Origin of the sequence: Bradyrhizobium sp. LVM 105 (assembly GCF_003957705.1) — a bacterium.
GTDB lineage: Bacteria > Pseudomonadota > Alphaproteobacteria > Rhizobiales > Xanthobacteraceae > Bradyrhizobium > Bradyrhizobium frederickii.
The window spans coordinates 49,219-68,618 of the sequence record NZ_QZMV01000004.1; the positions used below are offsets into that span (position 1 = coordinate 49,219).

The following is a 19,400-nucleotide window of genomic DNA, read 5'->3' on the forward strand; positions in this document are numbered from 1 at the left end:
GTCAGGATATTGTCATGAGCTTTGAGACTGCAGGTTATCAACTGGCGCCGGTGCTGCCCGAGATCGTGCTCGCGATCGGCGCCATGGCTCTGCTGATGCTGGGCGCCTATCGCGGGCAGGGGACGACCGGTGCGATCACCTCGCTGGCGGTCGTGCTCCTGGTCGTGGTCGGCGTGCTCGAATACATGCTGCCCGCCGGCAAGCATGTGACCTTCGGCGGCAGCTTCATCGTCGACGATTTCGCCCGCTTCATGAAGATCCTGGCTTTGATCGGCTCGGCGGTGACGCTGATCCTGTCGACCGAGTTCCTGTCCGACCCGTCGCGCCGCATCTTCGAATATGCCATCCTCGTGCTGCTCTCGACGCTCGGCATGATGGTGCTGATCTCGGCCGGCGACCTGATCTCGCTCTATCTCGGCCTTGAGCTGATGTCGCTGGCGCTCTATGTCGTCGCGGCCTCCAACCGTGACAACGCCAAGTCGACCGAAGCCGGCCTGAAGTACTTCGTGCTCGGCGCGCTGTCCTCGGGCATGCTGCTCTACGGCGCCTCGCTGATCTACGGCTTCACCGGCACGGTCAGCTTCACCGGCATCGCAGCGGTCGCGACGGTCTCGAATGTCGGCCTGCTGTTCGGTCTCGTCTTCCTGCTCGTCGGTCTCTGCTTCAAGGTTTCGGCGGTGCCGTTCCACATGTGGACGCCCGACGTCTACGAGGGCGCGCCGACCCCGGTCACCGCCTTCTTCGCCTCGGCGCCGAAGGTCGCCGCGCTCGCCGTGTTCACTCGCGTCACGCTGACCGCTTTCCCGGGCATCGTCTCGCAGTGGCAGCAGATCCTGGTGTTCGTGTCGATCGCCTCGATGGCGCTCGGCTCCTTCGCCGCCATCGGCCAGACCAACATCAAGCGCCTGATGGCCTATTCCTCGATCGGCCACATGGGCTTCGCCCTGGTCGGCCTTGCCTCCGGCACGGTCGAGGGCGCGCAGGGCGTCCTGATGTACATCGTGATCTATGTCGCGATGACGCTGGGCTCGTTCTCGATCATCCTCGCCATGCGCCGCAACGGCCAGGCCGTCGAGCAGATCAGCGATTTCGCCGGCCTCTCGCGCACCAATCCGCTGCTCGCCTTCATGTTCGCGATGCTGCTGTTCTCGCTCGCCGGCATTCCGCCGCTCGCCGGCTTCTTCGCCAAATGGTACGTCTTCGTCGCCGCCATCAAGGCGAATTTGTTCACGCTCGCCGTCATCGGCGTGCTGACCAGCGTGGTCGGCGCCTACTATTATCTCGCCATCGTCAAGACGATGTATTTCGACGAGCCGGCCGGACAGGTCGATCCGGTGCGGGTCGAGGTGAAGACGGTGCTGGCGGTTGCGGGCCTGTTCAACATCCTGTTCGCGCTGTTCGCAGGTCCCGTGGTGAGCGTCGCCTCCGCCGCGGCAAAGTCGCTGTTTTAGGATGGCTTTCGCGCTCGGTCCTCGCGCCTCATCTGCGGGCTACAAGCTCGCGGCGTTCGAGCGGACCGGCTCGACCAACACCGAGGCGATCGAGCGCGCCAGGGCCGGCGAACGCGGCCCGATGTGGTTCGTCACATCCGAGCAGACCGCCGGCCGCGGCCGCCGTCAGCGCCCCTGGATCGCGCCGCGCGGCAATCTCGCCGCCAGCGTCCTCGAAGTCCTGGACGTCGCGCCGGCGGTTGCCGCCACCATCGGGTTTGCCGCCGGGCTGGCCGAGGAGGCCGCCCTGGAGAAGGTCAGCTTCGAGGCCGCGCTCCGCCTCGGCGAGGGCCGTCCCCGCTACGCCTTGAAATGGCCCAATGACGTGCTGGCCAACGGCAAGAAGCTGGTCGGCATCGGTCTGGAGGCCGAGGCGGTCGGCGATCGCCTCGCCATCGTGGTCGGCATCGGCACCAACGTCGTCGCAGCGCCCGAGGGCACCCCGACGCCCGCGGTGTCGCTGGCCGCGCTCGGCGTCCAGATCAGCGCCGAGGAGCTGTTCTCGGCCCTCTCCGACGCCTGGGTCGAGTTCCGCGGCATCTGGGACAATGGACGCGGCTTTGCCGAAATCCGCAAGCTGTGGCTGGAGCGGGCCGCCGGCCTCGGCGAGAGGGTCGCGATCCAGACGGGGACGATGACGCTGGAAGGCATTTTCGACACCATCGACGACACCGGCTGCCTGATCGTCCGAACCGCGGAGGGCCGCCGCGTGCCGGTGGCGGCAGGCGAGGTGTTCTTCGGTCCAGTCCGCTCGGTGGGAGCTGCATGATGGCGAAGCCCGAGGAACTGGTATTTGCGCCGCTCGGCGGCGTCGGCGAGATCGGCATGAACCTGTCGATCTACGGCCTCGGCAGCCGCCAGCAGCGCGCCTGGCTCGCGGTCGATCTCGGCGTCTCCTTCGGCGACGAGGAGCACCTGCCGGGCATCGACCTGATCATGCCGGACATCTCCTTCCTGGAGAAGGAACGCAAGAACCTGATGGGCCTGGTGCTGACCCATGCCCACGAGGACCATTTCGGCGCCATCATCGACCTCTGGCCGAAGCTGAAATGCCCGATCTATGCGACGCAGTTCAGCGCCGCGCTGTTCGAGGCCAAATGCGCCGCCGAGCGCAACGCGCCGAAGATCCCGGTGACGGTGGTGCCGTCGGGCGGGCGCATCGACGTCGGCCCGTTCAACGTCGAATTCATCCCCGTCGCGCATTCCATTCCCGAAGCGCACGCGCTGGCGATCCACACCTCGGCCGGCACGGTGCTGCACACCGGCGACTGGAAGATCGACCCGACCCCGACCCTGGGGAGCCCGACCGACGAGAAGCGGCTGCGCGAGCTCGGCGAGGCGGGCCTGCTCGCCTTGATCGGCGATTCCACCAACGCGGTGCGCGACGGCCGCTCGCCCTCGGAGGCCGAGGTCGCCCGGACCATCATCGACCTCGTGAAATCGGCCAAGGGCCGCGTCGCCGTGACGACCTTCGCCTCCAACGTCGCGCGCATCAAGGCCGTGGCGGCCGCCGCCAAGGCCGCCGACCGCGAGGTCGTCGTTGTCGGCCGCGCCATGGAGCGCGTGGTGCAGGTGGCGCGCGAGACCGGCTATCTCGACGGCGTGCAGAATTTCCGCTCGCCCGACATCTACGGCCATCTGCCGCAGGACAAGGTGCTGGCGCTGTGCACGGGCAGCCAGGGCGAGCCGCGCGCCGCGCTGGCGCGCATCGCCAATGACGACCATCCCGAGATCACGCTCAACCGCGGCGACAGCGTGATCTTCTCCTCGCGCACCATCCCCGGCAACGAGAAGGCCGTCGGCTCGATCATCAACAATCTGGTGCTGCAGGGCGTGGAGATCATCACCGATCGCGACGCCCTGGTTCACGTCTCCGGCCACCCCCGCCGCGACGAATTGCGCGACCTGATCGCCTGGACCAGGCCGCAGCTGCTGATCCCCGTCCATGGCGAGGCGCTGCATCTGCACGAGCACGCCAAGCTGGCGCGCGCCGCCGGCGTGCCGCGCGTGCTGGTCTGCCGCAACGGCGACCTCGTCAAGCTCGGCCCCGGCGATCCCGGCATTATCGGCGAGGTGCCGTCGGGGCGTCTCTACAAGGACGGCACGATTTTGGAGGATTCCAAGTCCCGCGCCGTGGTCGAGCGGCGGCGCATGGCGTTCTCCGGCTGCGCCTTTGTCGCCATTGCCATGACCGAGCAGGGGGAGCTCGCCGACGATCCCGAGGTCGACCTGGTCGGCGTCCCCGAGAAGAACCGGGCGGGCGAGCCCTTCGACGACATCGTCTTCGACGCGGTGATGTCGACGATCGAGGGCCTGCCGAAGGCGCGCCGCCGCGATGCCGATGCGCTGGCCGAGTCGGTGCGACGCGCCGTCCGGGCCGTCATCAACGAACATTGGGGCAAGAAGCCCCCCTGTCTGGTACACGTACTGACAGTCTAACGGGAGAGAACCATGCTGGGCCGGCTCAACCATGTCGCGATCGCGACCAAGGACGCCGTCAAGGCGGCCAGGATCTACGGCGCCGTGTTCGGCGCCCAGGTCTCGGACGCCGTGCCGCTGCCCGAGCACGGCGTCATCACCGTGTTCGCGACGCTGCCCAATACCAAGATCGAGTTCATCGAGCCGCTCGGCGAGGCCTCGCCGATCGCAAAGTTCGTCGAGCGCAACCCCGACGGCGGCATCCACCACGTCTGCTACGAGGTCATCGACATCATCGCCTCGCGCGACACGCTGGTGAAGGAGGGGGCAAGGGTGCTCGGTGACGGCGTGCCGAAGATCGGCGCCCACGGCAAGCCGGTGCTGTTCCTGCATCCGAAGGATTTTTCCGGCGCGCTGGTCGAAATCGAGCAGGCGTAAGGCCGTCCCATGGCCATCCAGATATCCACCGCGATCGCGATCTACTTCGTCATCTGGTGGGTCACGCTGTTCGTGACGCTGCCGTTCGGCGTGCGCAGCCAGCACGAGGACGGCGTCGGCGCGCCCGGCACCGATCCCGGCGCCCCGATCCTGACCCGGATGGGCCGCAAGCTGATCTGGACCACGATCATCTCGGCCATCGTCTACGGCCTCGGCATGGTCGCCTATAACGCCGGCTTTCTCTCGATCGAGCGCCTGTCGAAGATGATGGGCATGCCGTTCTAGGTCTATCTGCGTGCGGCCCATCCTTCGAGACGCCCGCTTCGCGGGCTCCTCAGGATGAGGACAGAGTGCGCGGCCGCAGTTTCAACGTGCGGCGATGTCCGTTAGCCTCATCCTGAGGAGACCGCGAAGCGGTCGTCTCGAAGGACGGCGCTTGCTCCATCTCGCCGCGTGCTTAGAATTTTTCGCCTGGCTCATTGTTTCGGGGGACACAAATGACTTTTCAACGCATCGTCGTCGCGCTGCTGGTGCTGATCGTCGCCGGGCTCGGTGCCATCGGCTATGTCGAGTGGAAGATGGCGGTGCAGCTGCGAACGCTGAAGGCGTTCGTCGAGGGCTACGTCTTTAACGAAGCGGTGATGGCCTGCGAGCAGGCCAAGAGCTCGACACCGTTCAAATGGAACGGCGGCAAGAGCACCTCGGTGATCGGCCTGAACTCGGTCAAGCTGGACAAATACAACGTCAGCGCCAGCTACACGCTGGTGGCGGATCTCGTTTATTGCGATTACGATCCGATCAAGAGAAAGGCCGAGATCGGCTCGAGCTTCCTGGAGCGGGAGTAATTGTTCGGTGTCCCGCGTGAACTCGGCGCCGAACTGTGCATCTCTTGACGCGAGTGCGTAGCCTCGACGCAGTTTTCACGCAAGACTATCAAATCGGTCGGCGTTGGCGGCCCGCGATCATTCCGTAGACGAGCAGCACGACGATCGCGCCAACGACCGCGCCGATCAATCCTGCCCCTTCTCCGGGACGATACCAGCCGAGGGCCTGGCCGAGGTAGGTCGCAACGAATGCGCCCACGATCCCGAGGATGGTCGTCAGGATGAAGCCGGACGGCTCGTTGTCCCCGGGCATGATGAATTTGGCTATGACGCCGGCGACGAAGCCGATGATGATCGTCCAGAGAATGCTCATTTCAAACCTCTTCAAGTTAAGCAGCGGCGGTTAAGCCTGCGGCAGGCGCCCGTCCGGTGTGTACTTGTCGATTGCCGACGGCAATTCCCGGGACAGCCTTGCGAGGATCTCGTCTTGAGAGAGCCCCGTCTGCTGTTCGAGCTTCTCGAGCACGTCGGCGCCAACGGCAGTTTTCAGCTCAGGCGGCGTAATCTCCTTGTTGGGGCCGGGCTTTACCCAGGAGTCGGCTATCTCGCCCCGGCCATTCTGGTTAAATCGTTCCAGGAGCTCGCCAATTCCTCCATTGAGCAGCCCCCCGATGCCGCCCGCGCCGAGCATGCCGCCCAGGTTGCCCAACATTCCCCCGAGCGGCTCCTGAGCACTCCCGCCGGCGGGCCCTCCGCCCGCAGACCCTGCGCCTGAACCCTTCAGCAGTTCGGCCAGCTTGTCGCGGTTTTGATAGCCAGCTATGGCCAGCATCGCCAGAAGGGCAGTCATGGAAGGCATTCCGCGTGCCATTGGCGTCTCCTTGAGATCCGAGATCCGAGAAGAGCGAAACTGTCTCAACACGCATGAGTTCCCGAGATCGCACATGATCACTGCGGCGAAGCGTCTCTCTGTCGCGAGGGAGAGAAGCAACGACGGGGTGGCACGGGCTGGCCGGGGACGACGGCAGGAGGCAGTAAAATCCCATCTCAGCTGGACCTCGGCGGAGCCGGACGATCTCAGGACCAAGCGTCACGCGAGAACGCAAATGTCATCATCGGAAGCCGCCGCCCGGATCATCGATCTCTACCAGCGCCAGGCATTGGACTGGATCGAGAAGCGCGCCCAAAGCGGCCTGTTTGAGCGAGCCTCTCGACCGCTTTCGAGCGTTGCTGCCTGCGAATATCGGCTCGCTCCTGGGCCGGAACGGCTTCCGCGTCGTGTCGCATGTCGCCGACGATCGCGATTGCGGCGGCCACACGATCTGGCTTGCGCAGCGCATCGATACGCTCGGTTCAGTCGAACGATCGTGGCGATAGGCGCCAGCGCGCTTTTTGGCTATGATGATCCGAAAAGAAGGCCGGCTCAAATCCTGACATGGGAGTGAACAGCTGCTCCCGCCGGCATAGTGGGGGGAGACCGGCATGAGTTCAGCGCCTCGACCGTTGGCCGATCCGCGGCGGCAGGGTTATCGAATTCTCCATGAAGCCGATTTGCGGGATTACATTGCAGAGATCTTCGATGTCGCGGCCCGGCTGGGCGGCGAGCCGGCGTCCTGGACGATCACCGAGGTCGGCGACGGCAATCTCAACCTCGTCTTCATCGTCAAGGGCGCGCGCGGCGGCGTCGCCGTCAAGCAGGCGCTGCCCTATGTCCGCCTCGTCGGCGAAAGCTGGCCGCTGCCGCTGTCGCGGGCCCATTACGAATATCTGGCGCTGTCGAAGCAGGCCCAGCTCGCACCCGGCCTCGTGCCGGCCTTGCTGCATCACAACGAGAACCTGGCGCTGACGGTGATGGAGCTGCTCGAGCCCCATATCATCATGCGCAAAGGGCTGGTTGCGGGAACGCAATATCCCGGCTTCGTCGGCGACATCACCACCTTCATGGCGCGAACGTTGTTCTTCACCTCCGACCTCGCGCTGTCCGCCGCCGAGAAGAAGGAGGGCATCGCCGCTTTCGCCGGCAACCACGCGCTGTGCAAGATCACCGAGGATCTGATCTTCACCGATCCCTACCGTATCGCCGAGCAGAACCGCTGGACCGCGCCGTATCTCGATGCCCTCGCTGCGGAGCTGCGCGATGACATGGAGCTGCACGTCGCGATCTCCCGGCTGAAGCTGAAGTTCATGGCAAGCCCGGAGGCGCTGCTGCATGGGGACCTTCATACCGGATCGATCATGGTCACGGAGAGCCAGACGCGGGTGATCGACCCCGAATTCGCGTTCTATGGCCCGATGGGGTTCGACGTCGGCGCCGTGCTCGCCAACCTCCTGATGGCCTATTTCGCCTCCGCCGGTCACGAGCGTTCACCGGGCGCGCGGGCCGCCTTCGAAGGCTGGGTCCTGGAGACGGTCGAGCAGGTCTGGAGCGAATTCGCCCGCAAATTCCTCGAGCTCTGGCGCGCCGGCGCTGCCGGCGACGCCTATCCCGCCTCGCTCTTTGCCGGAGAGAAGGGCGCCGCGCGCCTGGAGGCCGAGCGGCAGGCCTACCTGCAGCGCCTGTTCACTGAGACGGTCGGCTTCGCCGCCGCAAAGACCATCCGCCGCATCTTCGGCCTCGCCCACAACATCGACTTCGAGCTGATCGCGGACCCGAAGATGCGCGCCATCAGCGAAGCGCGCGCGGTGCGGCTGGCACGTGCCATGATGGTGGAGACGGGAACGTTCCGGACGGTCGCCGACGTTACGGGAGCTGCGCGAAAACTGCGGGACTGGATGCCGGAACTGTCGGGCTGAAGACGTCGCCGAGGGCATGCCGCACACTCCGTCATTGCGAGGGGCCCTGTCGCCGCGAAACATTCTGGATTGCTTCCGCCTTCGCCAAGGCTTCGGCGGACAAGTCGCTGCACTCGCAATGACGGGGAGACAGACGCCCTCAATACAGCCGTATCGGCAGCGGCACACCCTCGGGGCCGACCAGAAGGCCCCAGGCCTCGTTGGCCGCGACCTCGAACTCCCGGCTCGCGGCCGCGCTGCCGTCGAGCTTGAGGGTGACCTTGTATGTGCCGGGCGACAGATCGATCTTCTGGCTATCGGGCAATTTGTCCGCGGCGACGTCGGAGTCGATCAGTTTCTCTCCGGCGTGAGCCGCCAGTTTGATAGTTCGCCCATTGACGGTGATGTCGGCCGCTTCGTCCGTCTTGTTGCCGAGCAACAACATCACGTGGCCCGGCGCCGGCCGGATGGCGGACGTGGCTGCCAACAGCTTACGCAGCGAGAGGTCGACAATCGTCATGTTGTCCTGACGGACCAGCCGCAGCAGCCCCGGCCCATCTGACGTCGTGAAGGCGACGACGGCCCGATCGGGCGCGACGACCGCACCGTCATCTTCGGTCCAGCCGCGCTTTGCGAGTGCAGCGCGATAGAAGCCGAGGACGGCCTCGACACCAAGCGGCGTTTCGACGTGAGCCGACCTGATGAACGGTGAATTCTTCGCGGTCATCAGGCCCCAATCTTCCGCGAGCGGCAGGCCCATGTCGTCGGACATCTTGGCCTCGAACGTCCGGCTTGTCGCCCGTGCCAGAAGCCCGATGGCGTCGCAGAGCAGGCGCTCGCCGAGAAAGTCCGGGGCGCAACGGTCCCTGAGTGCCCACCATGTCTCGTCGACGTACCCGTTGGACCGTGTGGTGTGGGACCAGCTGACCTGGATGGTGTTCGTCGGGCTGTCACGGAGAGCGTCCGGCGTAACGGGAATCGCCATCGCGGCCGTCGCGGCCACCAGACTGCCGACGAGCAAGGCGCCTAACGTTCCGCGTTTCATTTTTTGGCAATCCTCAGGGCTCAGATGACGATCCAGAGCTTGGTCGCGTTGACCGGGAAATATGTTCACCCGTCCGGGTCGCCCGATGACGCACCGCCTCAGTGCGGCTTGCACTGCTCGGGGGATGCAACCTGGCTTCCGAGCTCCTTGCCGAAGCGCCGCCATCTCGGAACTGACATTGCTCTCCAGCAAAAACTACGCTTGCATTCGATGGGCTGCGAATGATCAAATCTCTTATCGGCATCGAATTGCGTTGTTGGGGGACACATGATGTTCAGGATGATCGCAATCATCGCGGGGATGGGGCTGGCGCTCGCCGCAACGGCGGAGGCCCAGACGCCGCGCAAGGGCGGAACCATCCGCATGACGGCGCCCTACGGCTCGAGCTTCACGAGCCTCGACATTCACACCACGCAACGCGCCCAGGACGAGATCTACGCCAAGGCGCTGCATCGCTCGCTCTACATCTGGAATTCCGCGGAAGGCAAGCCGGTTCTGGAACTCGCCAAGGAGAAAGTGGTCTCCGGCGGCGGCCTGGTTCACACCTTCAAGCTGCGCGACGACGCTTATTTCCACAATGGCCGCAAGATGACGGCCGACGATATCATCTGGTCCTATAACCGCATCATGGACGGCACCAAGGCCTATCCCGGGGCGCGCTTCGTCCGTGTCATCGAGGGTGCCGCCGCGGTCGAGAAGGGCCAGGCCAAGGAAATCTCCGGCCTGAAGAAGATCGACGATTTCACCATTGAGATGAAGCTGACCGAGAAGGTCGATCCGGGCTTCTACTTCTTCACTGCGCTGACTTCGATCTATCCCGCCGACGAGGGCGCCAAGGAGAGCTTCATCCAGAAGCCGATCGGCCTCGGACCGTTCAAATTCGTCGAGCACGTGCCAGGGTCGCGCATCGTGCTGGAGCGGTGGGACCGGTTCTACAAGCCCGGCAAGCCCTACGCCGACAAGGTCGTCGTGTCGATCATGGCCGAAGCCGCGGCCCGCGACGTCGCCTTCCGCAACAAGGAGATCGACACCTCGGTGCTGGGACCTGCGCAATACGTCGCCTATCAGTCCGATGCTGCCCTCAAGGGCACCATCGTCGAGGTCGCCGAGGTCTTCACACGCTACATGGGCATGAATCCCTCGTTCAAGCCGTTCTCCGACAAGCGCGTGCGGCAGGCGATCAATTACGCGATCGATACCGATCTGATCATCAACAAGCTGGTCAAGGGCAAGGCCTATCGCGCCACCAGCTGGCTGCCGCTGACCTCGCCCGCCTACGACAAGGCCATGAAGCCTTACCCCTACGACCCCGCCAAGGCCAAGCAGTTGCTCGCCGAGGCCGGCTATCCCAACGGCTTCGAGTTCGAATGGACCGCCAGCCCGAACGAAAGCTGGGGCCTGCCGATCGTGTCGGCCGTGATCCCGATGCTGGACAAGGTCGGCATCAAGGCCAAGGTCAAGCAGGTCGAGACCGCCGTGCTGGCGGAGGTGGTTCGCACCGGCGACTACCAGGCCTTCATCTATTCCCAGGCCAGTGGCCCGGATCCGCTGGCTGCCCTCAAATGCTTCCACTCGTCGACGCCGCAACCGGCCTGCAACTACATGGCCTACAAGAATGCCGATTTCGACAAGATCGTCGATCAGGCAGCGCAGGCCGACGACGTCGCAAAGCGCAGCGAATTGCTGCAAAAGGCCAATGCGCTGCTCTATGAGGAGGCTCCGGTCTGGTTCTTCAACTACAACAAGGCGGTGATGGCGGTGCAGCCATGGCTCAAGGGGATTCAGCTGAACGCGACGGAGCTGACCCATCAGAACGTCGAAGATCTCTGGGTCGACGAGACCTCGCCCGCGAAGTGACATACGCTCGCGCGCTCCCTCCATCGCCTCAAGCCATGGAGGGAGAGAGGAACAGTGCCGATGCTCTCCTTCCTGATCCGTCGATTGCTGCAAACCGTTCCGACCGTGCTCGCCGTCGTGCTGCTGGTCTTCGTGCTGTTCAGCGTCGTTCCGGGCAGCATCGTCTCCTCCATGAGCGACGACAGCGATCCGCAGGTCGAGCTGCGCATGAAGAAGCAGCTCGGTCTCGACGATCCTGTCTATGTGCGTTTCGGCGCCTACATTGCCAAGCTCGCGACCGGTGATTTCGGCACCTCGTTCCGCACGCGCGAACCGGTCACGACCATGATCGCCAAGCGGGCATGGCCGACGCTGCAGCTGATCTTCGCGGCCATGGCCTTTGCGATTCTGATCGGCGTTCCTCTGGGCTTCATCGCCGCGCTGAAACCGGGCGGCATCGTCGACACGCTCGCGATGGTCGTGGCGGTGTCGGGCCTATCCATCGCCAAATTCTGGCTCGGCCTCGTCCTGATGTACCTGTTCGCGTTGAAGCTCGGCTGGCTGCCGAGTTTCGGCTATGGCGACGGCGGATTGAAATATCTGCTGCTGCCGGCCGTTACGCTCGGCGTCTCGCCGATGGCGCTGTTTGCCCGGACGACGCGCGCCGCGGTCCTGGAGATCATGACGGCTGATTTCGTCCGCACTGCGCGCTCCAAGGGCATGAGCGAAATCAGGGTCGTGAAGTGGCATGTGATGCGCAATGCGCTCGTCATCATCCTCACCACCGTCGGCCTGCAGTTCGGCGGGTTGATGGGGCAGGCGGTCGTCGTCGAGAAATTGTTCTCCTGGCCGGGCATCGGCTCGCTCCTGGTCGACAGCGTCCTGCAACGGGACATTCCGGCCGTCCAGGGCTCCATCCTCGTGGTGGTGATGGCCTTTCTCGCGATCAATCTGCTGATCGACGTGCTCTACGGCGTGATCGATCCCAGGATCAGATACGCATGAATCTCCGCCCCAATCTCGTCATCGGTGGCGTGTTGTTCGCGCTGGCGATCCTGGTCGGCCTGCTGGCGCCCTGGCTGGCGCACACCGATCCCGTGATGGACGCCAACCTGATGAACGCGGAGGAGCCGCCGAGCTGGACCTGGTGGTTCGGCACCGACGATCAGGGCCGTGACATCTATTCCCGCGTCGTGTACGGCGCCCGGGTCTCGCTGACGGTCGGCATCATCTCGCAGCTGATCAACAGCGTCATCGGCGTGGCCTTAGGGCTGAGCGCCGGCTATTTTGGCGGCTGGTGGGACGATTTCGTCAACGCTCTGACCAATCTCATGCTCGCGATCCCTTCGCTGATCTTCGCGCTGGCGATCATGGCGGTGCTCGGCCCCGGCCTGACCAGCCTGTTGATCGCGCTCGGGCTGACCAACTGGTCCTTCACGTGCCGGATCGCGCGGGCCTCGGCGCTGTCGCTGCGGAGCCAGGGCTATGTGCAGGCGGCGACCGTGCTCGGCTACGGCGATCTGCGCATCATGATCACGCAGCTCCTGCCGAACATGCTCGGGCCGATCATCGTCATCGGCACGCTCGGCATGGGCAGCGCGGTGTTGTCCGAGGCCGCATTGTCGTTCCTCGGGCTCGGCGTCCGTCCGCCCTTTCCAAGCTGGGGCAGCATGTTGTCGGAGGCCCGCGAGCAGATCACGACGGCGCCGTGGCTCTCGGTGTTTCCGGGCCTCGCCATCTTCCTGACCGTGCTCGGCCTCAATCTGCTCGGGGACGGCCTGCGCGACATTCTCGATCCCCAATCGCGGAGCCGGCGTACATGACAGGCACGCCGCTGATCGAAGTCGAGAATCTCCGGCTCGATCTCGATGTCGGATCGAGCCGAGTCGCGGCGGCCGAGGACGTTTCATTCCGCATCGATCGCGGCGAGACGTTCGGCCTCGTCGGCGAATCCGGCTGCGGCAAGAGCATCACGGCGCTCGCCTTGATCGGCCTGTTGCGGCCGCCCTTGGCGATCGGCGGCGGCGTCATCCGGTTCGAGGGCAAGGAGATCCAGCATCTTTCGGCCGCCAGGCAGCGGGAGCTGCGCGGCAACCGGATCGCCATGATCTTCCAGGAGCCGATGACGGCGCTGAACCCGGTCTCGCCCGTGGGCCGGCAGATCGCCGAGATGTTCGTGCTGCACAAGGGCAAGAGCTGGCAGGAAGCCAACCGGCTGGCGGTCGAGGCGCTGGCAAGCGTCCGCGTGCCTGCGCCGGAGCGGCGGGTGAAGGACTATCCGCACCAGCTGTCCGGCGGCATGCGCCAGCGCGTGATGATCGCCATCGCGATGGCCTGCGGTCCGGATCTGCTGATCGCCGACGAGCCGACCACCGCGCTCGACGTCACCGTGCAGGCCGAGATCATCGAGCTGATGCGGAATCTCTGCGCCGAGCGGGGAACGGCGATCCTGATGATCAGCCACGATCTCGGCCTCGTCGCCAATGTCTGCCGCCGCGTCGCCGTGATGTATGCCGGCCGCATCGTCGAGGAGCGCCGTTCGGCGGATATCTTCCGCGCGCCCTCGCACCCCTACACGCAAGGCCTGGTCGACTCGCTGCCACGGCTCGGCAGCCGTGCGGCGCTCGGCCGCGGCAGGCTCCAGGAAATCGCGGGCGTCGTTCCCGCCATCACCAACTTCCCCGAGGGCTGCCGGTTCAATCCGCGCTGCGCGCAGGCGACCGAGATCTGCCGGACGGTCGTGCCGGCGACGGACTTGCTGGGGGCGGGCGGTCTGGTGAGGTGTCATCACCATGCATGAGCCGCGCAACATGCCGGGTGAGCGGCGGCCGGACGACGATCTCATTCTCAGCATCGAGGATCTGGCGGTCCATTTTCCGCTGGGCGGCGGCCTGCTGGGCCGCGGCCGGCGGCTGCTTCGTGCCGTGGACGGTGTCGACCTCGAGCTGAAACGCGGCGAATGCCTCGGCCTCGTCGGCGAGTCCGGCTCGGGCAAATCGACGGTCGCCTTGTCGATCCTTGGCCTGCTGACGCCGACGCGCGGCCGCATCGTGCTGGACGGGGAGGTCGTCAGGACCAGGCAATCCGGCGACCGCAAGGAGTTGGCGCGTACCGTGCAGATGGTGTTTCAGGATCCCTACGCCTCGCTCAATCCGCGCCAGACCGTGCGCCGCACGCTGGAAGATCCGCTGCGGGTGCACGGCGTGACCGCGAAAAGCGAGATCGAGGACCGCGTTGCCACCATGCTGCGGCATGTCGGCCTGCGGCCCGAGCAGGCCGGCCGCTACCCGCACGAGTTCTCGGGCGGCCAGCGCCAGCGCATCGGCATTGCCCGGGCCCTGATCCTCAATCCCAAGATCGTCATCTGCGATGAGCCGGTATCGGCGCTCGACGTCTCGATCCGCGCCCAGATCATCAATCTGCTGCTGGAGCTGAAGGAGACGCTCGGTCTGTCCTACATCATGATCAGCCACGATCTCGGCGTCGTCGAGCACATGAGCGACCGCGTCGCCGTGATGTATCTCGGCCGCATTGTCGAGAACGGCCACTGGCGCGAGATCTTCGAGCGGCCGGCGCACCCCTACACGCAGGCCCTGATCGCCGCCATCCCCGATCCCTTGCGCCACGCCCCGCTGGCGACGACGGGCGGCGACCTTCCCAACCCGCTCAATCCGCCCAACGGCTGTGCCTTCAGCCCGCGATGTCGTTACGCGGAGGCGGTGTGCCGGAGCGAGCCGGGGCCAGCGCTGGAGACGCGCGCCGATGGACATGCGGTGCGGTGCTGGCGGAGCGAGGAGATTGCCGGGCGGTCGGCATTAATCTCGGCGGAGGGCTGATGCGCCGAAAGCGCGTCTAAGCACACGCCAAGGTAGCCAATCCGATCATAACGGGACAGAATGGCGGCCCTAATCGGATGATGGACGAGACTGTGATGGATTCGCCGCAAGCCGCACCCTTTGCACCGTTCGAATGGATGCTCGCCGCACGCTATCTACGCGCCCGTCGCAAGGAGGGGTTTGTCTCGGTCATCGCGGGGTTTTCGTTTCTGGGAATCTTGCTCGGGGTCGCCACGTTGATCATCGTCATGGCGGTGATGAACGGCTTTCGCACCGAACTTTTGGGTAAGATCCTCGGGTTCAACGGGCATATTGTGGCGCAGCCGCTAGAGGCCCCTTTGATCGACTGGAAGGATGTCGCCGAGCGCATCGGTCAGGCGCAGGGCGTTCGGTTGGCGGTACCGGTTGTTGACGGCCCGGCACTGGCATCTTCGTCAAACGCTTCTGGCGTTTTGGTGCGCGGCATTCGGGCGGCGGATCTCATTCAGCTCCCCTCAATAGCCAATGACATCAAGCACGGGTCACTCGACCATTTTGATGAGGGCCAGGGCGTCGCCATCGGCCAGGGCCTTGCCGATCAACTCTCGGTACATGCTGGCGAAAGTATCACGCTCGTTGCGCAACGCGGCGCAGTCACGCCTATGGGCATGATGCCGCGTGTCAAGAAATATCGAGTCGCGGCTGTCTTCGAGATTGGGATGTCCGAATACGACGCGGGCGTCATCTTCATGCCGATCGCAGAAGCGCAGGCCTTTTTTAACCGCAATCAGGACGTCACCGCGATCGAGGTTTTCACGGCCAATCCCGATCGTGTCGACCTGTTTCGCAAGACGGTAGCGGAAGCGGCTGGTCGACCAATCTTCCTCGTTGACTGGCGGCAGCGCAATACGACGTTCTTCAACGCGCTCGAGGTCGAACGCAATGTGATGTTTCTCATCCTCAGCCTGATTGTTTTAGTAGCCGCACTGAACATCGTGGCCGGCCTGATCATGCTGGTGAAGGACAAGGGCAGCGACATCGCGATTCTCAGGACCATGGGCGCCTCACAGGGGGCGATCATGCGGACGTTCATGATCACCGGCGCTTCGATCGGCGTGGCGGGGACGCTGGTCGGTTTCGTCGTCGGGCTTCTCGTTTGCAGGAATATCGAAGGGGTCCGGCAATTGTTGTCCTGGCTGACGCGCACCGAGTTGTTCCCGCCAAAGCTCTATTTTTTGTCAAGACTGCCGGCGGAGATCGATCTCGTGGAGTCCGCAGCGGTCGTGACCATGGCGCTAACCCTGTCATTCCTCGCAACGCTATATCCATCGTGGCAAGCCGCGCGGCTCGACCCCGTCGAGGCTCTACGACAGAGGGGCTAGTCACGGCAACGACGCGCGGCGGCTATCCGGCGGGCGCGTTTATGGGATGGATATTTCGCCTTCCGGTCCAACTCTGACCTCTGGTGAGGGCGGCTTCTGCGCGGCTATCAGGAGCATAGTGGACCGCAGCCGCGCTCGGCACGGGTTTAGGGGCACGCGGAATCTTGTGATCAATCAGATCATTATCGCACGTGACCCGGAGCAGACGTCTTGCGCACTAGCTGGCGACTACGCAGCCCCATTTGTGCCGAACATGGTATAGCGCCGTCTGCGGTTAGCTAATCGGATGTTTTCGTGCCACAGTTCGTCGTCTTTTTTGCGAGGAGCTGACGGAAACCAGTTGGCCTTTGACCGAGATCAAGCTACTCGTAGCTTATGAGGAAGAACAAGACTTTTCGGCTTGTTCTGATCAAGCCGTCACATTACGACGACGATGGCTATGTCATTCGATGGTGGCGCGGCGGCCTGCCTTCGAATTCACTAGCCTGTCTTTACGGCATCGCGCTCGATTGTCGTGAACGCGGCGTTCTCGGGCCCGATTGCAACATCGAGATCGACGCCATCGATGAGACCAACTGGAAGGTGCGTGTAGCGGATCTGGCGCGCGCGATCAAGGCCGCGGAGGCCGGCATGGTGATGCTGGTCGGGGTCCAGTCCAACCAGTTTCCCCGATCGCTCGATCTGGCGAGACAGTTTCGCAAGCTCGGAATCCACGTTGCGATCGGTGGCTTCCATGTGTCCGGCACTCTCTCGATGTTGCCGGAGCGCGATCCCGGCGTTCAGGAGATGATGGACCTCGGTGTGTCGGTCTTCGCAGGCGAAGCCGAGGGACGGCTCGAGGAGCTGTTGCAGGATGCGGTCGCCGGGCGATTGCAGCCTCTGTACAACTACATCGACGATCTGCCACACTTGGAGAACCAGCCTTTGCCGATCATTCCCCGCCAGCAGATCGGACGGGTCATCGGCCACACCACGAGCTTCGACGCGGGGCGCGGCTGCCCGTTCCAGTGCTCGTTCTGCACCATCATTAACGTGCAGGGCCGCAAGTCGCGACGCCGCAGCGCCGACGATATCGAGGCCGTGATCCGCGCCAACGTCGCTCAGGGCGTCTTCGCCTTCTTTCTCACCGACGACAATTTTGCGCGCAACAAGGATTGGGAAATTTTGCTCGACCGCATCATCGCGTTGCGCGAGAAGGAGGGCTGGGACCTCCGTTTCACGATCCAGGTCGACACGCTCTGCCACAAGCTGCCTAACTTCATCGAGAAATGCGCCAAGGCCGGCGTCCGGCGATGCTTCATCGGCCTCGAAAACATCAACCCGGACAGTCTGCTCGGCGCCAAGAAGCGGCAGAACAAGATCACCGACTATCGCGAGATGATGATGGCCTGGAAGAGGGCCAGGATCATGACCGTCGGCGGCTACATTGTTGGCTTTCCCAACGACACACCGGAATCGATCGTCCGCGACATCGAGATCATCAAGCATGAGCTGCCGATCGACATGCTGGAGTTCTTCTTCCTGACGCCGCTGCCGGGCTCGGAAGACCACAAGACGCTCTACTTGAAGGGCGTCGCGATGGATCTGGACCTCAACAAATACGACCTGGACCACGTCACGACGGACCACCCCGCCATGTCCAAGGCGGACTGGGAGCGCGCCGTCGAGCTCGCCTGGAACACCTATTACAGCTGGGAGCACATCGAGACGCTGATGCGGCGTGCCGCGGCGATGGGCAATAATGTCGGCAAGATCGGCACCTACGCGCTCTATTTCAAAGGCTACCATCCCATTGAGCGCGTCCATCCGCTCGAAGGGGGTGTGCTGCGGCTGAAGAGCCGCGGCGAGCGCCGTCCGCATCTGCCGGTCGAGCCGGCCTGGTCGTTCTATCCTCGCTATGCCGCCGACACCGTCGTAAAGGCCGTACAATGGGCTTCGCTCGCTCTGCGCCTCCACCGGCTGGCGCGCAAGGTCAAGTCGGATCCGCACCGGCTCGCCTATGTCGATGCGGCGATCACACTGCAGGCCGACGAGACCGCGAGTCTGGATTTGTACAAGACGCGGTCCAGCCAGGCGTTTCTCGATCAGCGGCGGCATATCGAAGAGGCACAGAAACCTAAGTTAGCCGGGGGATAGGATGCCTTGAGTTGAACGGCAGCCCTGGGCCTCGGCACGCAACCTTTGGCCCTGTCAACTCCCAACGCCGCCGACCAGACGCGGCCTGCGATTTGCGAGCGGCTTCGCCGCGGGCAAGGCGCGTAGCCACACGCGAAAACTCACGATCTCCGGACAATCTGCCGTACCTTCCGGCGCAACCAGCCAATCACCCCCGCCCGATCCCTCATCGATCCGCTCGCAGCGATAGCCCGGATGATGGCGGAGGCCGCGGGCGATCAACAGGTCGACCTTGCCCTCGACCAATTCGTGCAGGCCGGCCGGCTGCAGCACCCGCAAGCCGATCTCCGCATGGGTGCTGCGAAACGCCGCCAGATCGAGCCGGCGCAGGTCGAAGCTGCCATGGACTCCCAATTGAAGCTGCATCGCGCCTGCCGGTTTCAATTGCGAGGTCGCCTCCGCAATGTGGCGAAAACCTTCGGAGATGCCGGGCAGGTAGGCCTGTCCGGCCGCGGTGAGGATGAGCTGCTTGTGCAGCCGCTCGAACAGCTGCACGCCAAGGCGCGCCTCCAGCGCTTTCACTTGCTGTCCCACGGCAGCAGGCGTCACGTGCAGCTCGTGCGCGGCCAGCTTGAAGCTGAGATGCCGTGCGGCGGCTTCGAAGGCGCGGAGCGCGTTCAGTGGTGGAAGAGCGTAGGTCATCGCGCTGCACTTTGACACTGCCGGGCCGGGGCGCTGCAATAGATTTTCTTGCGCTGAACCGCAGGAATGATGCTTTGCGCGGCCGCGATGCCGGCGGGTAGGGTCGGCTCGCAATCCGGAGAAACACCATGCCCCCAGCTCACATCGTCAGCCACAATCCTGCAACGCTCAACGCGCCGTTGGGCGGCTACAGCATGGGACTTGAGCTGAGGCAGCATCGCCGCCTGCTGTTCATCAGCGGCCAGGTCCCTGAAAGCTCCGACGGCACCGTGCCAGAGGGTTTCGAGGCGCAATGCGAGCAGGCCTGGCGCAACGTCAAGGAAGTGCTCGCCGCGGCCGGCCTTGGCGTCGAGCATCTGGTCAAGATCACGACGTTCGTGACCGACCGCAACCAGGTCGTGCCCAACCGCATCATTCGGCGCGCGATGCTCGGGGAGCACCAGCCCGCCTTGACAGTCGTGATCGTCGAGACTGTCGACAGCAAATGGCTGCTGGAGATCGAGGCGATCGCCGCGGAATGAAGCCGGGCCTTGCCGGCCTCGCAATGAAACGAACCGAAATGG

20 protein-coding genes are annotated in these 19,400 nt (G+C 64.3%); 16 read left to right on the forward strand and 4 right to left on the reverse strand.

The window, feature by feature from the left end; translation table 11 throughout:
* Positions 1–14 precede the first annotated feature (14 nt).
* The 6 genes from nuoN (at position 15) to D6B98_RS12650 (ending at position 5,191) form a co-directional block, all read left to right on the forward strand.
* The gene (nuoN, locus tag D6B98_RS12625; protein WP_126257335.1) at positions 15–1,451 is read left to right on the forward strand and encodes an NADH-quinone oxidoreductase subunit NuoN; all 1,437 of its coding nucleotides are present in this window, start codon (positions 15–17) and stop codon (positions 1,449–1,451) included.
* A gap of 1 nt (position 1,452) precedes the next feature.
* On the forward strand, positions 1,453–2,259 hold the full coding sequence (locus D6B98_RS12630; protein WP_126257336.1) for a biotin--[acetyl-CoA-carboxylase] ligase: 807 nt from the start codon (positions 1,453–1,455) through the stop codon (positions 2,257–2,259).
* Positions 2,259–3,929, forward strand: coding sequence for a ribonuclease J (locus D6B98_RS12635; protein ID WP_164718562.1), 1,671 nt, complete (start codon positions 2,259–2,261; stop codon positions 3,927–3,929). Before D6B98_RS12630 ends, D6B98_RS12635 begins: the two co-directional genes overlap by 1 nt.
* A gap of 12 nt (positions 3,930–3,941) precedes the next feature.
* A complete protein-coding gene (gene mce, locus D6B98_RS12640; RefSeq protein ID WP_126257338.1) occupies positions 3,942–4,346 on the forward strand; it encodes a methylmalonyl-CoA epimerase in 405 nt (134 codons plus the stop codon).
* A gap of 9 nt (positions 4,347–4,355) precedes the next feature.
* Positions 4,356–4,631, forward strand: coding sequence for a DUF1467 family protein (locus D6B98_RS12645; RefSeq protein ID WP_126257339.1), 276 nt, complete (start codon positions 4,356–4,358; stop codon positions 4,629–4,631).
* A gap of 212 nt (positions 4,632–4,843) precedes the next feature.
* A complete protein-coding gene (locus tag D6B98_RS12650; protein WP_126257340.1) occupies positions 4,844–5,191 on the forward strand; it encodes a hypothetical protein in 348 nt (115 codons plus the stop codon).
* Between the two features lie 88 nt (positions 5,192–5,279).
* On the opposite strand, the gene D6B98_RS12655 is transcribed toward D6B98_RS12650, so the two are convergent.
* Positions 5,280–5,543, reverse strand: a complete 264-nt coding sequence (locus D6B98_RS12655; RefSeq protein ID WP_126257341.1) for a GlsB/YeaQ/YmgE family stress response membrane protein — start codon at positions 5,541–5,543, stop codon at positions 5,280–5,282.
* A gap of 30 nt (positions 5,544–5,573) precedes the next feature.
* Positions 5,574–6,041, reverse strand: a complete 468-nt coding sequence (locus tag D6B98_RS12660) for a YidB family protein (protein ID WP_126257342.1) — start codon at positions 6,039–6,041, stop codon at positions 5,574–5,576.
* A 326-nt stretch (positions 6,042–6,367) separates the two neighbouring features.
* Here D6B98_RS12660 and D6B98_RS12665 point away from each other — a divergent pair, with 326 nt between their 5' ends.
* Positions 6,368–6,547: a hypothetical protein gene (locus tag D6B98_RS12665; protein ID WP_126257343.1), complete on the forward strand. Its 180-nt coding sequence runs from the start codon at positions 6,368–6,370 to the stop codon at positions 6,545–6,547.
* Between the two features lie 105 nt (positions 6,548–6,652).
* Positions 6,653–7,963 (forward strand): S-methyl-5-thioribose kinase, encoded by a 1,311-nt coding sequence (gene mtnK, locus D6B98_RS12670; protein ID WP_126257344.1) that lies wholly within the window; start codon positions 6,653–6,655, stop codon positions 7,961–7,963.
* A 139-nt stretch (positions 7,964–8,102) separates the two neighbouring features.
* Here mtnK and D6B98_RS12675 read toward each other — a convergent pair whose 3' ends face one another.
* A complete protein-coding gene (locus tag D6B98_RS12675) occupies positions 8,103–8,987 on the reverse strand; it encodes a hypothetical protein (protein WP_126257345.1) in 885 nt (294 codons plus the stop codon).
* Between the two features lie 267 nt (positions 8,988–9,254).
* Between D6B98_RS12675 and D6B98_RS12680 the strand changes: the two genes are divergently transcribed.
* The 7 genes from D6B98_RS12680 to D6B98_RS12710 all read left to right on the forward strand — a co-directional run bounded on the left by D6B98_RS12680 (position 9,255) and on the right by D6B98_RS12710 (position 18,156).
* Positions 9,255–10,844: an ABC transporter substrate-binding protein gene (locus D6B98_RS12680; protein ID WP_126257346.1), complete on the forward strand. Its 1,590-nt coding sequence runs from the start codon at positions 9,255–9,257 to the stop codon at positions 10,842–10,844.
* A gap of 60 nt (positions 10,845–10,904) precedes the next feature.
* A complete protein-coding gene (locus D6B98_RS12685; protein ID WP_126257796.1) occupies positions 10,905–11,828 on the forward strand; it encodes an ABC transporter permease in 924 nt (307 codons plus the stop codon).
* Positions 11,825–12,646, forward strand: coding sequence for an ABC transporter permease (locus D6B98_RS12690; RefSeq protein ID WP_126257347.1), 822 nt, complete (start codon positions 11,825–11,827; stop codon positions 12,644–12,646). Before D6B98_RS12685 ends, D6B98_RS12690 begins: the two co-directional genes overlap by 4 nt.
* Entirely contained in the window at positions 12,643–13,623 is a 981-nt protein-coding gene (locus D6B98_RS12695) for an ABC transporter ATP-binding protein (protein ID WP_126257348.1), read from the forward strand. Before D6B98_RS12690 ends, D6B98_RS12695 begins: the two co-directional genes overlap by 4 nt.
* Positions 13,616–14,659: an ABC transporter ATP-binding protein gene (locus D6B98_RS12700; RefSeq protein ID WP_126257349.1), complete on the forward strand. Its 1,044-nt coding sequence runs from the start codon at positions 13,616–13,618 to the stop codon at positions 14,657–14,659. Before D6B98_RS12695 ends, D6B98_RS12700 begins: the two co-directional genes overlap by 8 nt.
* Before the next feature lie 80 nt (positions 14,660–14,739).
* Entirely contained in the window at positions 14,740–16,020 is a 1,281-nt protein-coding gene (locus tag D6B98_RS12705) for a lipoprotein-releasing ABC transporter permease subunit (RefSeq protein WP_126257797.1), read from the forward strand.
* Between the two features lie 375 nt (positions 16,021–16,395).
* The gene (locus D6B98_RS12710; protein ID WP_126257350.1) at positions 16,396–18,156 is read left to right on the forward strand and encodes a B12-binding domain-containing radical SAM protein; all 1,761 of its coding nucleotides are present in this window, start codon (positions 16,396–16,398) and stop codon (positions 18,154–18,156) included.
* A 54-nt stretch (positions 18,157–18,210) separates the two neighbouring features.
* Here the strand turns inward: D6B98_RS12710 and D6B98_RS12715 are convergent, their stop codons facing one another.
* Complete coding sequence (locus D6B98_RS12715; RefSeq protein ID WP_126257798.1) at positions 18,211–18,837, reverse strand: LysR family transcriptional regulator; 627 nt, start codon at positions 18,835–18,837, stop codon at positions 18,211–18,213.
* Between the two features lie 128 nt (positions 18,838–18,965).
* Here D6B98_RS12715 and D6B98_RS12720 point away from each other — a divergent pair, with 128 nt between their 5' ends.
* Entirely contained in the window at positions 18,966–19,358 is a 393-nt protein-coding gene (locus D6B98_RS12720; RefSeq protein WP_126257351.1) for a RidA family protein, read from the forward strand.
* Positions 19,359–19,400 lie beyond the last annotated feature (42 nt).

Coding starts and splice junctions, on each gene's coding strand:
- nuoN (WP_126257335.1), top strand. CDS start 15: ATGAGCTTTGAGACTGCAGGTTATCAACTGGCGCCGGTGCTGCCCGAG.
- D6B98_RS12630 (WP_126257336.1), top strand. CDS start 1,453: ATGGCTTTCGCGCTCGGTCCTCGCGCCTCATCTGCGGGCTACAAGCTC.
- D6B98_RS12635 (WP_164718562.1), top strand. CDS start 2,259: ATGGCGAAGCCCGAGGAACTGGTATTTGCGCCGCTCGGCGGCGTCGGC.
- mce (WP_126257338.1), top strand. CDS start 3,942: ATGCTGGGCCGGCTCAACCATGTCGCGATCGCGACCAAGGACGCCGTC.
- D6B98_RS12645 (WP_126257339.1), top strand. CDS start 4,356: ATGGCCATCCAGATATCCACCGCGATCGCGATCTACTTCGTCATCTGG.
- D6B98_RS12650 (WP_126257340.1), top strand. CDS start 4,844: ATGACTTTTCAACGCATCGTCGTCGCGCTGCTGGTGCTGATCGTCGCC.
- D6B98_RS12655 (WP_126257341.1), bottom strand. CDS start 5,543: ATGAGCATTCTCTGGACGATCATCATCGGCTTCGTCGCCGGCGTCATA.
- D6B98_RS12660 (WP_126257342.1), bottom strand. CDS start 6,041: ATGGCACGCGGAATGCCTTCCATGACTGCCCTTCTGGCGATGCTGGCC.
- mtnK (WP_126257344.1), top strand. CDS start 6,653: ATGAGTTCAGCGCCTCGACCGTTGGCCGATCCGCGGCGGCAGGGTTAT.
- D6B98_RS12675 (WP_126257345.1), bottom strand. CDS start 8,987: ATGAAACGCGGAACGTTAGGCGCCTTGCTCGTCGGCAGTCTGGTGGCC.
- D6B98_RS12680 (WP_126257346.1), top strand. CDS start 9,255: ATGATGTTCAGGATGATCGCAATCATCGCGGGGATGGGGCTGGCGCTC.
- D6B98_RS12685 (WP_126257796.1), top strand. CDS start 10,905: ATGCTCTCCTTCCTGATCCGTCGATTGCTGCAAACCGTTCCGACCGTG.
- D6B98_RS12690 (WP_126257347.1), top strand. CDS start 11,825: ATGAATCTCCGCCCCAATCTCGTCATCGGTGGCGTGTTGTTCGCGCTG.
- D6B98_RS12695 (WP_126257348.1), top strand. CDS start 12,643: ATGACAGGCACGCCGCTGATCGAAGTCGAGAATCTCCGGCTCGATCTC.
- D6B98_RS12700 (WP_126257349.1), top strand. CDS start 13,616: ATGCATGAGCCGCGCAACATGCCGGGTGAGCGGCGGCCGGACGACGAT.
- D6B98_RS12705 (WP_126257797.1), top strand. CDS start 14,740: ATGGACGAGACTGTGATGGATTCGCCGCAAGCCGCACCCTTTGCACCG.
- D6B98_RS12710 (WP_126257350.1), top strand. CDS start 16,396: ATGAGGAAGAACAAGACTTTTCGGCTTGTTCTGATCAAGCCGTCACAT.
- D6B98_RS12715 (WP_126257798.1), bottom strand. CDS start 18,837: ATGACCTACGCTCTTCCACCACTGAACGCGCTCCGCGCCTTCGAAGCC.
- D6B98_RS12720 (WP_126257351.1), top strand. CDS start 18,966: ATGCCCCCAGCTCACATCGTCAGCCACAATCCTGCAACGCTCAACGCG.